We start from the raw sequence: 14,469 nt of genomic DNA on the forward strand, positions 1-14,469 counted from the left end.
GATTCCGGTCTCCAGGGCAAGCCGGGAATCCCTCGAACAGGCGCTATGGTGCGGGCTCGGGCGCCAGCACCTTGCCGGGATTGAGCAGGTTCTTCGGGTCCAGTGCCTGTTTCAGGGTGCGCATCAGGGCGATTTCTGCCGGCGAGCGGCTGCAGGAGAGAAACTCGCGCTTCTCCAGCCCGATCCCGTGTTCCGCTGAGACCGAGCCCTGCAGCGGCACCAGATGTTCATACACAATGCGCTCGATGCGATGCCGGTCGTTGGCGGGACCAACCCCCAGGTGCAGGTTGCCGTCGCCCATGTGGCCGAAGCAGACCAGCCGCGCCTCCGGGCACTGCGCTGCCAGTGCGGCAGTGAGGTCGTCGATATAGTTGTCCATGTGCCGTATCGGCAGGCTGATATCAAAGACGGCAATCGGGTTGATGCGGTGCACAAGCCCCTCCACGTCATCACGCATCGCCCAGAGCTGGTCCGCCTGCTGGCCGCTCTGTGCGATGACGGCGTCCACGACGTGGCCGTCCTCCAGCAGGGCAGCCATCGCATCCGTGAATTGTGCCTCCAGGTGATCTCCATTGGCACCCTGCGCCTCGATCAGTACGTAGTACGGGTGGTGTGTCGGCAGGAATGCCGGGTGCCGCTGCGTCTCTTCCACCAGCAGGTGGTAGTGGCTGTTCCACATGACCTCGAACGCGCTGAGCTTGCCCTCCAGTTCGGTGCCCAGCCGCCGCAGGAGCTGCAGCAGGGAGGGGAACTCGTCCACCGCGACAAAGGCGGTTTGGGTTGCCCGCGGCGCAGGGCGCAGGCGCAACACGGCCCGGGTGACAATGCCCAGGGTGCCCTCGGAGCCAATGAACAGATGCTTCACATCGTAGCCCGCATTGTTCTTCAGCATCTCGTTCATTGAACTGATGACCGTGCCATCGGCCAGTACGGCCTCCAGCCCCAGTACCTGCTCCCTGGCCATGCCGTAACGCACCACGCTGTTGCCCCCGGCATTGGTGGCAATCATCCCGCCGATGCGCGCACTGCCGCGTGCGCCGAAGTCCACGGCGAACAGCCAGCCCGCTTGCGCTGCCGCCTCCTGTACCGTCTGCACAATGGCGCCGGCCTGTACCGTCATCACCCCGGCGCCGTCGTCGAGGTGCTCGATAGCCTGCATGCGCTCCAGGGACAAGACGATGTCACTCGCCGAGCAGGTGATGCCGTCCACCAGGCCGCTGAGGCCGCCCCAGGGCACCACGCTCTGGTTCTGGGCGTGACAGATGCGCATGACCTCCGACACCTCAGCCGTGCTGGCAGGGCGCACGATGGCTTGCGCCTCGCAGCTGCCCTGGCCCCAGCTGTGATTTGGCCTGGCACGGACATCGGCGCCCAGCAGTAATCCCTTGGGCCCGACCACCGCGCCTATCTCATCGATGATGCTCATGCCTCCGCTCCTCCGTATCGCCATGCCGTCAGACAGGAAAGCATGATTACATATCCGTACTGCGTCTGGCTTGCCCCGGATCAAGAAAGCAGGCCGCGCGCCTGTGCTCTCCGGGTGTCCGCGCAGCGCTTGACATCTTTTATCAAATAAGAATAATTATCATTCAAATATTCAGCGATCAGGATCCATAATGTCGGAACGTCCGTTGCACTATCGGTCGGCTGCTGCGCCGTTGCGGCTCAGGGCGCTGGCAGCGCGGGTTTTCGTCAGCCTGTTCGGCAGCTACACGTTTGTCTGGGGCGTCAGCAGCCTGCTGATCGTGGCGCAGGTGGCGGGCGGCATAGCCTGGGATGAGGCCTGGATGGTGGCGATGCTGGTGGCCTTCCCCGGCTTTCTCGCGCTCTTCCTCTGGGCCTACATTGCGCGCAGCCTGCTGCGGCTTTGGTTGTGCCTGTTCGGTGTGGGCGCAGCGTTCACGGCACTCGCGGCCCATTGGCAGCTCAGGCTTCTGGCCGGGGGTTGAGGCATGTTTGAGACGGTTCGCCAGGCCATGGCCTGGGTGCATACGGGTTTCGGTCTGGTACTGGGCTACGTGCTGATGGTGGTGTTTTTCTTTGGCACCCTGTCGGTGTTCGACCGCGAGATCGATCGCTGGGCGGTTCCGGAAACCCGTTTCGCGGTGCAGCCCATGCCGTCCTTCGATCGGGTGTTGGCACCGGTGTACCAGCGCCTGCGCCCGGATCCTGCTGACCTTGAGCGCGTCGCGCGCCGCGTGGCGGGTGAGCTGCCGGATGCGGCCAGCCTGCCGCTGGTGTCGCTGTTCGCCTACACCACACATCGCGACCCGGTACTGCTGGTGGGCGCGGAGTTCGGCGTGCCCAATGCACCCCTGAACCCGGCAGACGATCACCTGCATGTGCATGGGCGAGCCCAGGTCGACCCGCGCAGCGGGACGTTCCTGCCCGACAATCGGCTGCAGATGGGCACCGATTTCTTCTACCCCATGCATTACAGCCTGCATACCTCGCCGGCGATCATCGGCTATTGGGTGGTTGGGCTGGCAGCCATGTCCATGCTGGCCGCGCTGGTAACCGGACTGGTGATTCACCGCCGCCTGTTGCGCGAGTTGTTCACTTTCCGGCCGCACAAGCGCAGCCAGCGCAGTACCCTGGACCTGCACAACCTGACCGGTGTGGTCGCGCTGCCTTTTCATTTTTTCTTCGCCCTCACCGGGCTGCTGATCTTTGCCGCCATCTACCTGCCCGTGCATGACTCGCTGCTGCGGCCCCTGGACAGGCAACACGATGTGCTGGAGGCGGCGCGCACGGGCTTGCCCCATGAGCCCGCGGGCGTGCCCGCGCCGCTCGCTTCGGTAGATGCGATGGTGGCGCAGGCGCAGGCGCGCTGGGCGCAGCGGGGCATACCGGGGGAGGTGGGTTTCCTGACCATCGAGCATGTGGGTGATCGCAACGGCTACGTCAGCGTTTTTCGGGCGGGCAGCGACCGGGTGGCGCTGGTGGGTGAGGGGATACACTTCAGCGCGAGCACCGGTGAGATCCTGTACGAGGATCCCGCCCCGTCTGCGGTGCATGCGGTGAGTGAATTTCTCACCGGCCTGCATCTGCAGCACTTCCGTCACTGGCTGCTGCGCTGGCTCTATGTCCTTGGTGGTCTGGTCGGCTGCGTGTGCATCGCAACGGGATTCATCTTCTTCACGGAAAAGCGCAAGCGCCAGTGGGTCCATCAGGCACCCCGGTCACTGCGCTGGGTGGACGCCCTCGCGGTGACCGCGGTCACGGGGATGGTGCTGGCGGTGCTGGGCATGCTGGTGGCCAATCGGCTCTTGCCGGCAGAGCTTCCCGCGCGCGCTGCATGGGAGGAGCGGGCGTTCTGGTGCACCTGGCTGTGCGCTCTGCTGCACGCCTATGTACGCAGTGCTGCGCTGCTTCGGGGTGCCGTGTCACCGGCCTGGCGGGAGCAGTGTATCGGCATTGCCGCGCTCGCGGTGCTGGCGGTGACGCTTAACTGGGTGACCACCGGGGATCACCTGTGGCATACGGTCACAACGGGCTACTGGCCGGTCGCCGGCGTGGATGCCAGTCTTTTGGCGGTGGCAGTCATCGCGTTCACGGCGGCAGTCAGGCTGTACGGGCGGGGTGCAGAGGCCACCAGCACCGCTGTAGAGCCTGTGGAAATGTCACGTGGCTGATGTGGCCTGGTGGTGGATCGCTGCCCTGGGCAGCTTCAGCGGCGCAGTGTGGCTGGCGCTGGCGAAGCCGGTGCACTGGGCTCAGGTGATGTCCGCCAGGGCCGCGCGCGGACACCCGGCGCCTGTGTTGCGCTGTCTCGGGTGGTTGGCACTGGCGGCTGCACTGGCCGCCTGTCTGCGCGCGGATGCGCCGACCATGGCGGTGCTGGTCTGGGTCATGCTGCTGGTGCCGGCGGCGCTGGCGGTGGCCATGGTGCTTGCCTGGCGCCCTGCTATCTTGCGCTGTTGGGGGGCCGCCGTTTGCCTGCGTCCCGGCAGTTCCCGGCGGTAAGCACTGCGGTCCGGATGCTTGCTCGCTGATCATGCGGCGTCGGCATTTCCGCAGCAAATAGGCAATGGCCACAAATCGTGGCAAAATATTGCATATCAAGTGTCATTATATGCCCGCCGGCAAGTCTGCCAGGGAGGATCATGGGTAAAGCAGAGCAGACAGCAGCACCTGACGGGCGTCGTCTGCGCAGTGAGCGCAGTCGCAACGCCATTATCGAGGCCGCGGTCGCTCTCATGGAGGAGGGTGTGCTGGTGCCCACGGCGCAGCAGGTGGCCCAGCGCGCGGGTGTCGGCATTCGCTCGTTCTTCCGACACTTCGAGGACATGGGCGCGCTGGCCGAGGCGGTCAATGGGCAACTCGGTGACACCTGGAAAAATCTCTTCACCGGCGGCGACCGCGCGGGCACGCTGGATGAACGCCTGGTGCATGCGGTGGAGTGCTACGCGAATGCCTATGAGCAGATCTGCAACGTGATGTTGTCCACGGCAGCGCAGCGCTGGCGCTATGAGTTCCTGCGCAGGAACTATGCGCGCGCCCTGCGTGGATTGCGACACAACCTCAATGACTGGCTCCCTGAGCTGCATGCGCTGCCAGCCGATGAGCGTGAGGCGGTCGACGCGATCGCCTCGTTTGAAATGTGGCATCGCCTGCGTGAGCATCAGGGGCTCAGCAAGGAGAACAGCACCGCCATCGTTACGAAGCTTCTCCGGGGCCTGATCCCCGACCGGTAGATCGCCACAGAGGGTAGCCCATGGCCGAGCAATTCAAGGAACAGGGTGGCGCTGCCACTATGGATCCGAGCCCTGTGGCGCGATGGATCACCTCCACGTTGATGACCCATCTGTTCAGCCCCGGCACCGTCGACAGGCGCCGTGCCAAAGCGGAAAAACGCCGTGCCAGGCAAGGGGCACCCCACCGGGTCGAGTATTTCCATCAGGTTGATGACGGCTACAGCCACCTTATGGCCCAGGTGCTGCCGCGACTGGTTGCGCGCTATGCCATCGAACTGCACTGTCATCTGGTAGAGGGGCCGCAGGGCCGTAACGTGGCCGAGCCCGAGTTGCTGCTGCAGCTGTCGCGCAACGATGCCTGTCACGTTGCGCCGGAGTATGGTCTTGCCTTTCCTCACCACCCGGAACCGCCGGCTGCCGCGTTGGTAGAGCAGGCGTCATTGATTCTTGCGGCCCAGTCATCGGCGGATTTCGCCACACTCGCGTCTGCCGTGGGCAGTGCGCTGTGGGCGCGCGATGCGGAGACCCTCGCGTTGCTCGCCGCACAGCACGGACAGGCGTCGGCGCAGCAGCTGCGTGCCGTACTCGATGCCGGCAACCAGCGGCGTGCGAATTTGCAGCACTATTCCGGCGCCATGCTGTATTACGGTGGCGAGTGGTACTGGAGTGTGGATCGCCTGTATCACCTGGAAAAACGCCTCGCGGGCCTCGGTGCGGATCGGCAGCCAGGTGAGCCGATGCTGGTGCCACGGCCGGAGGTCGATGTGGGCGAACTGCGCGACAGCGGCACACTGACCCTGGAGATGTACGTATCCCTGCGCAGCCCCTATACGGCGATCGTGTTTGACCGGGCCGTGCAGCTGGCCCGCGACGCAGGTGTCACCCTGCAGGTGCGACCGGTACTGCCCATGGTCATGCGCGGGGTGCCCGCTACACGCGAGAAAGGCTTCTATATTTTTATGGATGCCGCCCGCGAAGCCCGGGCAGCCGGCGTGGCCTACGGCATTTTCCATGATCCGATTGGAGAGCCCGCCAGGCGCTGCTATTCGCTGTATCCCTGGGCGCTAGAGCAGGGCAAGGGCAACGCCTTGCTGTCGAGCTTCCTGCGTCACGCCTTTGCCCTGGGCACCAACACCTGCCATGACCGCGGTCTGCGCAAGGTGGTGGAAGGAGCCGGTCTCGACTGGCAGGCCGCAAGCGCCCACCTGGGGCAGCCGGGATGGGAGCCCCTGCTGGAGGAAAACCGCCTGGCCATGTACGCGGCCGGACTGTGGGGTGTGCCGAGCTTCCGGTTGCTTGACGCGCAGGGCGCTCCATTGCTCGCGTTATGGGGCCAGGACCGGTTGTGGCTGGTGGCGCGCGCGATACAGCGTGAGCTGCAACGCGGCGCGCCGGACGCGGCGTGATACCGTCAGAGACCGCCGCGGGTTTGCACAATGGCGTCTGTGCCCGCCGGTAGTGAGAACGACACACCATCTTTGCCGACCGTGTAACGGGGGAAAATATCCCCGGCGCCGTTGAGGAACAGCGTCTCCTGGCCGGGGACGACCAGCGGCGGCACAATGTGGTAGTAGAGCAGGTGCCCGACACCCGCACTGCGTGCGGTTTCTGCCGCGTCTACAGGGCTGGCGTGGTAGTCGAGGATGTCGTGGGTGATCTTCGCCAGTACGTTGTCGCCGTTCTGCAGGGCGGCGTCGTGCATCAGGTTCACCAGGTTGGGCGCCAGCGCCTCGTGCACCAGCAGGTCTACCCCCTGGGCAAACTGCGCGATATTGGCCAGTTTCACGGTGTCGCCCGTGATCAGCAGTGAACGCCCCTTGTAGCTGAAACGATAGCCCACCGCGGGCTCCACGGGAGAGTGGTCAACCGCCAGCGCCTCTACTTTCAGCCCTCCTGCGTCGAGCACCGTGGTGAGTTCACCCAGGGCAGGCATGGCAAACGGGTTGGCGCCCAGGCCCGCCGCGCGCAGCGGAGCGACGCTGTCGCCGTGGTGCTGGTGGCGGTAGCTGAAGTCCTGTGCGTAGGCGAGGTTGAACCCATCGACAACCGCGGTCACACCGGGAGGGCCGTACACCGGCAGCGGGCTGTCGTTATCCCCGCTGGCCCAGCGGAGGGTGCCCATCTCGCCCAGCCCGTCGATGTGATCGGAGTGGAAGTGGGTCAGGAACACGCCCTGCAGGTCGCCGACCGGGTAGCCCATGCGGCTCAGGTTGCGCACACCGTCGGTGCCCGCGTCCACCACGTACAGCGCTGCGCCGGCGACCACGGCGACGCAGGGTCCGGAGGCATCGGGGGCGGGTAGTGGGCCACCGGCGCCGCACAGGGCAAGGTGCAGGCCATCCTCGAGTTCTGCCAGCGCATTGGCACCCAGGCGTGATGCAAGGCCCTGTTCCAGCAACCGGGCTGCAATGTTGGCGCGCTGGCTGTAGGCGATGGCGGCCAGGACAAGTGCGACACCGATAACGACAGCAGACTTTTTCATGGCATTCTCCTGTTTCCGCGCAGGCGGTGTGGACTGGTCACAGATCAGGCTACATAATGACATAAAACATGTCAAAAAATACGCGGCCGGCGGGCTTTGCCGTTGCAGGCTGCACGCAAGGAGGTTTATTCATGCCCATGACACAAAACGCCCTGCGCGTACTGGTACTGGTACCAGCGCTGCTGTTTATCGTGACCGGTGTGCGCTGGCTGATTGCGCCCGCCGGCGTCGCGCCCATGCTTGGTTTGACCCTCGAGGAAGGCATCGGCCTCAGTTCCCAGGTTGGGGACCTGGCGGGGTTTTTCCTGACCCTGGGCGCCTGCATGCTGATCGCGCTGATCAGTGGCCATAGGCTCTGGTATTACCCGGCCATCATGCTGCTCGCCTTTGCCGCAGTGGGCCGCGTACTGGCGTGGCTGCTGCACGACGCCGCGCTGGCCCTGCAGCTGATCGCCCCCGAGGTCATCATCGCGCTGCTGCTACTGGTCGCCGCACGCTATCTGCCCGAGGCGGACTGAGTGACAGACCGCCACAGGCGGTGCTGTGCGGCGCTGGCGGGGCTGGCGCTCACAGCAGGTATGTACGGCGTTGTTGCGGCAGAGGAGGCGCTGACCGGTGCGCGCGACCCGCGACCGAACATTGTGTTCATTCTTGCCGACGACCTCGGCTTCACCGATATCGCGCCTTTTGGCAGCGAGGTGCAGACACCGACACTGAGCGCGTTTGCTGAAACGGGGGTGCGGTTCACCAACTACCACACCGCCGCCAACTGTGCCCCGGCGCGGGCCATGCTGCTGACCGGCGTCAACAACCATCTGGCTGGCGTGCCCAATATCCCGGAGATGCTGGCACCGGAGCAGCGCCGGCACGCGCACTACCAGGGCGTGCTGGGGGACAACGTGGTAACCGTCGCCACCCTGCTGGAAGACGCGGGGTATCACACCTACATGGCGGGCAAGTGGCACCTGGGGGCCAGCCCAGACAAACGCCCCAGCCGCAGGGGTTTCTCGCGCACCGTCGCACTGATGGATTCCGGTGCCGACAACTGGGAGCAGCGCCCCTACCTGCCCTTGTATGACCGGGCCAACTGGTTCGCTGATGGAGAACCGACCACGCTGCCGGAAGACTTTTACTCGTCGCGCTTCCTGATCGATAAAACCATCGAGTTTATCGACAGCAACCTGCAGGACGGCAAGCCGTTCTTTGCCTATGTCCCTTTCATGGCGGTACACATGCCGGTGCAGGCGCCGCAGGCCTTTACCGACCGCTACCAGGGTGTTTATGACGGAGGCTGGGATGAACTGCGCCGGGCGCGCCTGCAGCGGGCCATCGCTCTGGGGATTGTGCCGCCGCAGACCGCGCTGCAGTGGATGGAATCCCGCGGTGACTGGGACGCGCTCACGGCAGACCGCAGACGTTACGAAGCGAAGCGCATGGCGGTGTATGCGGGCATGATTGAAGCCATGGACTTTCATATTGGCCGCCTTGTGGATTACCTCAGGGCCCATGGTGAATACGCCAACACTGTGTTCATTTTTACCTCCGACAACGGCAGTGAGGGCAGTGGCCCGGCGAACCAGGAGGCCCTGTCATCACGCTTCGGTGCGGCCATGATGGGGTACCACGTGGATTACGAACGCCTGGGCCTGCGGGGCAGCTACAACACCATCAGCCCCGGCTTCGCCAGCGCGGCTGCCAGCCCTCTGGCGTTCTACAAGTTCTATACCGGGGAGGGCGGCATGCGAGTGCCGCTGATTATCGCCGGTGATCCGCTGCCGCGACACAACACCCTGACGCCGGCCTTCGCCTGGGCGACGGACATCACGCCGACCATTCTCTCCCTGACCGGCACGCCGTTGCCGGGCGCACGCTACGCCGGCAAGCCCGTGCAGCCGATCACGGGACGCGATCTGACGCCGCTGCTGACCGGCGACAGGGAGCGCGTCTATGCAGAGCAGGATGCGGTGGGGTACGAACTCACGGGCCACGCGGCCCTGTTCCAGGGCGACTATAAACTGGTGCTGAACCGGCCACCCCTGGGTGATGGGCAGTGGCGGCTCTACAACATCGTCAGCGATCCCGGGGAAGTCGTCGACCTTGCCGCGCAGCAGCCCGATCGCTTCCAGGCCATGCAGTTAAGCTACCAGCGTTTTCAGGCCGAGAATGGCGTGCTGCCGCAGCCGCCCGGCTACTCCCAGATGGGCCAGTTGCTCACCAATACGGTGAAGGCACGCTACGCGGATGCGCTGCGGGTGCTGCTGGTGTCCCTGCTGGTACTGCTGCCGTTCTACGTCGCCTACCGCATGCGGCGCTCGGCGCCGCGTTAGCCGCGGGCACTGCTAGAGGTCGTAGCGCAGCGTCATGCCCCAGGTGCGCGGCGGTGTCAGGAAGTAGGCATCCATATCCGTTACCGGGTAGGGCGTGAGGGTTTGCACGGCATAGGCTTCATCGCCCAGGTTCTTGCCCCACAGGCTGACGTTCCACTGGTCGTTACGCCAGCCCAGCGCCATGTTCAGGTTCTCGCGGTTCTGTTCGTCCTTGGCTTCCAGCTGTGCCGCGCTGGCGGAGTTGGTCCAGTGGTCTCCCATGACGTTGTAGTCGCTGCGCAGGTACAGGTTGCCATGGGCGAGTGGGAACACCAGCGTTGCCGCCAGGCTGCCGCTGAGTTCCGCGACAAAGGGCAGGTTCAGCCCCTGGTCAGGCCCGGCCGTGAATTCGTAGGTATCGAGGTACTGCAGCCCGAGGCTGAGGGTAAGGTTGGGCAGCGGCAGTGCGTCCACCTGCAGGTCAATGCCCGACACCTCTGCCTCGCCCTGGTTGCGGGTCACCTGCCCGAGGCCGGAAGCCGCCTGTTGAGAGCTCTGCAGATTGGTGATCGCTGTGAAAAAGAGCGTTGAATTGATGCGCAGGCGCGCATCCAGCAGAGTGCTTTTTACGCCCAGTTCATAGCTGGTCGTGTCTTCGTCATCGAACTCCCGTTCATCCGTTGCGCCTGCCACGCCGTTGAAGCCGCCGGACTTGGTGCCGGTGGAGACGCTGGCGAACAGCAGCGTGTCCGGGTTGAGGTCGTAGCTGACGCTGGCCAGCCAGTCGACATTCCCGGACTCGCGGCTGAAGCGTTCATCGATTTCCGGGCGTGCGGCAGCCAGCAGCGAGAAGGGCGGGAAAATGCCCTGCTGTGCGAGCAACGCAAGCAGCGGCGCCGGTAGCGTGGCCGGGTCCCGCGCGGTCAGCGCGGTCGAGGTCACCTCCACAAACAGGTCGGCCTCTTTCCTTTCCCGGCTCCAGCGCAGTCCGCCGGTGAGATGCCAGTCACTACCCACGTGCCAGGTGGCGCGACTGAACAGGGCGACTGTATCGGTGTGGAACACGTTGTCCTGGATTGCGCTGTCGCCCGGTGCCGCGATAAACCCGAGTTGCGGGCCGAAAATCTGTGTGCCGACACCGACATCATCGCCCACCAGGGCGCTGAGTTCGCCCTCGAACTCGCGGGTAGTTTGCTGGAAATAGTAGAGGCCGGCCATGTAGTCAATGCGGTCGCTGCTGTTGCTGAAACGCAGTTCCTGGGAAAGGCTGTCGCCGGATTGCGGCTGATTGAGGAAGGTGGTGTCCAGCACCGAACGGCTGGTCTCCTGTGACGAATCGACGTCGTATTCGTCCCAGGCAGTAATCGATTGCAGCGTTCCCCAGCCTGTGTCGTAGTCAATGTGCAGGGACACTGCGCTGGAGTCCTGCTTGAATGGGGTCAGGGTGTCCTGCGCGGTTCTCTGGTCGAAGGGGTCAGTGCCCAGCGGGGGCAGTCCACGGTCGATAATCGCCTGCTCGGCCCGCGGGTCGTGCACTGAATCCGGTGCGCAGCAGTCCATATCGCGTCGGACATGGCTGACTTTGGCCAGCATTGAGAACCGATCGTCGGGTTCCCACAGCAACTTGCCGACGAGACTCCATTCATCGGCATCGTTGAGGTCCTTTCCGGCCAGGTTTTGCAGGTAGCCATCCCGTTGATGCACGTTGCCTGCGACGCGATAGGCCAGGGTGTTGCTCAGCGGCCCCGAGAGTGCGCCGGTGACGCGCCCCATCGCATAGTTGCCGGCGGTGGCCTCCAGGTGCCCCTCGGTCGACTCGAAGCTGGGGCGTTTCGTGGTGATGCTGATGGCCCCGGCGTTGGTGTTTTTGCCATACAGCGTACCCTGGGGGCCTTGCAGCACTTCAATGCGCGCGACATCGACCAGGTCCGACACGGCAAGACCCGAGCGGTTCAGGTAGACCCCGTCGACGAAGGTGCCAACGGAGGGCTCAAGAAACGAGGACCCGGGAGTGCCGATGCCGCGTATGGAAATGCGGCTGCTGAAGGGGCTGATATTGGCATTGATATTCAGCGCAGGCGTCAGGATGGCGATATCCGAAGCATCGCGAATGTTGGCTTGCTGGATGGCGTCCTCAGTGAAGACACTGACGGTGACGGCGATGTCCTGCAGGCTTTCGGCCTGCTTGGTCGCCGTCACAATGACCTCCTCCAACACGCCAGCCTGGGCAAGCGCACCGCAGCTGCACAGGGAGAGCGCGGCGACCAGTGGCCGTAGTGTCTGCATGGTGGCAGTCCTCGCATTATTCTGTAATTACGGCATACACTGTGCCATATTATAATGGCAGAGGATATGCCGTAATCGGCGGGAGGGCAAGCGGGGGTGGCGGGGCCGGCGGCGCAGCGCTGCACCGCCGGGGTAGAGCGCCTACGGCGTCACTGTGTGCCGCCAAAGCAGCTCGTAGGGGACAGGCAGCCCCATGTTCGACCCAGCCTCGATCAGTTCCGACCAGGTCTTCGAGCCGCGCATGACGGTAGCACTGGACCCTCCTGTACCCAGTGCCGGCAGGTGCACACCGGCATAGACCCGTGTTGCGAGATAGTCGTCACTGTTGGCCCCACTGGCACCCGCCGTGGCGCTGAAGAGGTTGTTCACCCGCACGCTGCGCATGGCGTTGAGCATCTGCTGCACCCGTTGCAGGTAGGCTTCCTGGGTTGCCTTGCTGCCGTCGCGGGTATCAATGGCTGCCGCGCCATTGACGTGGCTCCGAATGACCGTGTCCATTGCCTGTCCGAGACGTTCACCAAAGGCGCTTCGACTATTGTGGGAACTGCTGTCGGCCTCTGCGAGCGTGACTACGAGGCCGTAGAACTCGTAGGGCTGCACAGTGTTGAACGTGTAGGGAAAGCGTTGTCGGAACTGGTCGCTGTCCGGCGCATAGGGAACACCCCCTGTCGACAGAAAGCCGGTGTCGCCCAGGGTCACCATCGGCGCAGAAAGGGGTACTAGAGACATCCCCGCCGCAATTTTCACATCGCCCTGAAACCCAGGCCGGGCAAGGCTTTCAGGAGTGCCTTACTTTCTGACTTTCCCCTGAATTGGCTGATTTTTAGCCGGTTAGGCTAAGATCGGGCGTTTTGGATTCCCGAATGAGCCTGAAAAGCAAACGCCTCACCATCCTTCTGGATTCAGAAATTCAGGACTTGTATGGCGCACCGAAGTTGGCTCATGAACAGAAGCGGTACTACTTTTCCCTCAATGACCCTGAAGTCGATGCCCTGCGCTCATTCCGAGACAATTACAACAGGGTCTACTTTGTCCTGTTGCTGGGCTATTTCAAGGTCAAACCTGTTGTTTTAAACCTCCGCTATGGTGATGTAAGGGATGATCTGCAGTTTATCGCTACCGAAATTTTCCCCGGCGTAAAACTCAAGCGCGAGAACCTGTCGCCCGCCCAGAAAACGCGGATGTACCTCCACATATTTAAGCTATTTGACTACCAGCCGTTTGATGATGACAGCGAAGCGGGATTGAACAGACGTGCTGCAGCGTCAGCAGCAGCCTTTATCGAGGCTCGATTCCTCTTCGATGAATCGATCAATTGTCTGGCCAAGCAGTCCGCCGTTGAAAATGTCCAGCACAGTGCGCGTAAAATTGTCCGTGACTACCTACTAAAAACTTGACCACCCACCTGAGCTTCACTACGGTGTTTGAAAGGAGTGTGATTGCAGCTAGTTGCACCTCTGCTCCCCCACTAGTGATAAGAATCTCGTTCTGAAGTGCAATTGACACTAGAGTCAGGCACATAGGGGGTTATACATGGAGCTACAGCTTTGCGTGGTGAGGATTTTAAGCCGCTCACATCACAGTAGTTTAATGTTAGTGTTTAGTTTACTGATTGCCACGGCTCTTGCATTTGTCTCCCATACTGCTTTAGCCCAATTCGGTGTCCTCGACGAATCAAAGGAAATCGTCAAGGGTTCAACTCCACCCAAAAGCACTGATCCGGGGAAGAGTTTCACGATCGATTCTAGAAGTGTTATTGCGGAACCAACTACAACAGATAAATCAGAAGACATGTCGAGAAAATATACTCGGCTACTGGAAACTGAGACTAGAGTGAATATTGACCGTCGAAACGTTACAGGACGCGTTGTAAACCTCTTTTCAAAAAATGGACTTGGTAGAATAGAGAAAAACTTAACTGAGGCCCAAGTTTCAGATCGAAATATTATAAATGATTTTCTGGAAGATAATGATGCGATATTTGAAGGTCTCCATGAGTTAGCTTTTCAGGTTGATGAAGTCGTATCCGGCGGGGTACGTATTGTATTCCGACAATTGATTGGCGACACACCACTCGAATCTGCTTCGCATCTAGACATGGACGAATCTGGGAACGTGATCTCCCTGAATATTGTTACAGCTAACCCTGATAATCCGGAATTCGCCCCGAGAAGTTGGTTGTCAGAGCAGGTCTTGATGGATCTTGCTGAGAAAGTTTGGATTGACCGTTCGATGCCAGATCCCTTCAGTCCACACCAGAAAGGGTTTGTGATTAGCTTTGATCTCAATGATGGCACCTATGTCCCAGTCTATAGAGTGTCAGTAGGCGCTTATCAAATCATGATTCATGCCGTAACTGGCGATACAATACGTTTTATGGATATCATTTCTTACGAAAAGCGCTGTACAAAGACACTGTCAGGTATTCCACCTTTCGTAGGATCCGACTGCACACAAGAGAACGGCAGCAACCAACCCTGGTATTTAACGTTTTGGGACTCAGGTTGCGTGAAAGACTCTCCTTTTTGTGAGAATGAAAAATATAATGAAGTAGCAGGCGAGATACTGAATCTTCGCACTTGGATAAATGCCAGGAGTTCAGTCCAGTTAGGTCCGGGGTATGATTTACGCCTCAACACAATACTAAGGATACTCTGAATAAGTCTGGAATTTTGCGATAATACGCCATGCCCCAAGC

Annotated in this window: 13 protein-coding genes; 9 read left to right on the forward strand and 4 right to left on the reverse strand. The window is 61.9% G+C overall.

Annotation, left to right across the window (positions count from 1 at the left end; genetic code table 11):
* Positions 1-43 precede the first annotated feature (43 nt).
* Positions 44-1,426 (reverse strand): FAD-binding oxidoreductase, encoded by a 1,383-nt coding sequence (locus AACZ17_RS11270; protein WP_290746073.1) that lies wholly within the window; start codon positions 1,424-1,426, stop codon positions 44-46.
* A gap of 190 nt (positions 1,427-1,616) precedes the next feature.
* On the opposite strand from AACZ17_RS11270, the gene AACZ17_RS11275 reads away from it, so the two are divergent.
* The 5 genes from AACZ17_RS11275 to AACZ17_RS11295 all read left to right on the forward strand — a co-directional run bounded on the left by AACZ17_RS11275 (position 1,617) and on the right by AACZ17_RS11295 (position 6,103).
* Complete coding sequence (locus AACZ17_RS11275) at positions 1,617-1,949, forward strand: iron uptake protein (RefSeq protein ID WP_290746076.1); 333 nt, start codon at positions 1,617-1,619, stop codon at positions 1,947-1,949.
* A gap of 3 nt (positions 1,950-1,952) precedes the next feature.
* On the forward strand, positions 1,953-3,635 hold the full coding sequence (locus tag AACZ17_RS11280) for a PepSY-associated TM helix domain-containing protein (RefSeq protein WP_290746079.1): 1,683 nt from the start codon (positions 1,953-1,955) through the stop codon (positions 3,633-3,635).
* Positions 3,628-3,966 (forward strand): DUF3325 family protein, encoded by a 339-nt coding sequence (locus AACZ17_RS11285; RefSeq protein ID WP_290746082.1) that lies wholly within the window; start codon positions 3,628-3,630, stop codon positions 3,964-3,966. The genes AACZ17_RS11280 and AACZ17_RS11285 overlap by 8 nt, the downstream gene beginning before the upstream one ends.
* Before the next feature lie 140 nt (positions 3,967-4,106).
* Entirely contained in the window at positions 4,107-4,697 is a 591-nt protein-coding gene (locus tag AACZ17_RS11290; protein ID WP_290746085.1) for a TetR/AcrR family transcriptional regulator, read from the forward strand.
* Positions 4,698-4,717: 20 nt separating this feature from the next.
* Positions 4,718-6,103, forward strand: coding sequence for a DsbA family protein (locus AACZ17_RS11295; RefSeq protein WP_290746088.1), 1,386 nt, complete (start codon positions 4,718-4,720; stop codon positions 6,101-6,103).
* 5 nt (positions 6,104-6,108) lie between these two features.
* Here AACZ17_RS11295 and AACZ17_RS11300 read toward each other — a convergent pair whose 3' ends face one another.
* On the reverse strand, positions 6,109-7,179 hold the full coding sequence (locus tag AACZ17_RS11300; RefSeq protein ID WP_290746090.1) for an MBL fold metallo-hydrolase: 1,071 nt from the start codon (positions 7,177-7,179) through the stop codon (positions 6,109-6,111).
* 131 nt (positions 7,180-7,310) lie between these two features.
* Here AACZ17_RS11300 and AACZ17_RS11305 point away from each other — a divergent pair, with 131 nt between their 5' ends.
* Together AACZ17_RS11305 and AACZ17_RS11310 are read left to right on the forward strand one after the other, a co-directional pair.
* A complete protein-coding gene (locus tag AACZ17_RS11305; RefSeq protein WP_290746093.1) occupies positions 7,311-7,697 on the forward strand; it encodes a hypothetical protein in 387 nt (128 codons plus the stop codon).
* Positions 7,698-9,506: an arylsulfatase gene (locus AACZ17_RS11310; protein WP_290746096.1), complete on the forward strand. Its 1,809-nt coding sequence runs from the start codon at positions 7,698-7,700 to the stop codon at positions 9,504-9,506.
* 12 nt (positions 9,507-9,518) lie between these two features.
* On the opposite strand, the gene AACZ17_RS11315 is transcribed toward AACZ17_RS11310, so the two are convergent.
* The gene (locus AACZ17_RS11315; protein ID WP_290746099.1) at positions 9,519-11,771 is read right to left on the reverse strand and encodes a TonB-dependent receptor; all 2,253 of its coding nucleotides are present in this window, start codon (positions 11,769-11,771) and stop codon (positions 9,519-9,521) included.
* 141 nt (positions 11,772-11,912) lie between these two features.
* Positions 11,913-12,500 carry a hypothetical protein gene (locus AACZ17_RS11320; protein ID WP_339638258.1) on the reverse strand — a complete coding sequence of 196 codons (588 nt, stop codon included), beginning with the start codon at positions 12,498-12,500 and terminating at the stop codon, positions 11,913-11,915.
* Positions 12,501-12,634: 134 nt separating this feature from the next.
* On the opposite strand from AACZ17_RS11320, the gene AACZ17_RS11325 reads away from it, so the two are divergent.
* Positions 12,635-13,168 carry a DUF4158 domain-containing protein gene (locus AACZ17_RS11325; protein ID WP_290746105.1) on the forward strand — a complete coding sequence of 178 codons (534 nt, stop codon included), beginning with the start codon at positions 12,635-12,637 and terminating at the stop codon, positions 13,166-13,168.
* 136 nt (positions 13,169-13,304) lie between these two features.
* A complete protein-coding gene (locus AACZ17_RS11330) occupies positions 13,305-14,429 on the forward strand; it encodes a hypothetical protein (RefSeq protein ID WP_290746108.1) in 1,125 nt (374 codons plus the stop codon).
* Positions 14,430-14,469: the final 40 nt, after the last annotated feature.

Source organism: uncultured Haliea sp. (genome assembly GCF_963973825.1).
In the GTDB taxonomy this organism is placed as follows: Bacteria; Pseudomonadota; Gammaproteobacteria; order Pseudomonadales; family Halieaceae; genus Haliea.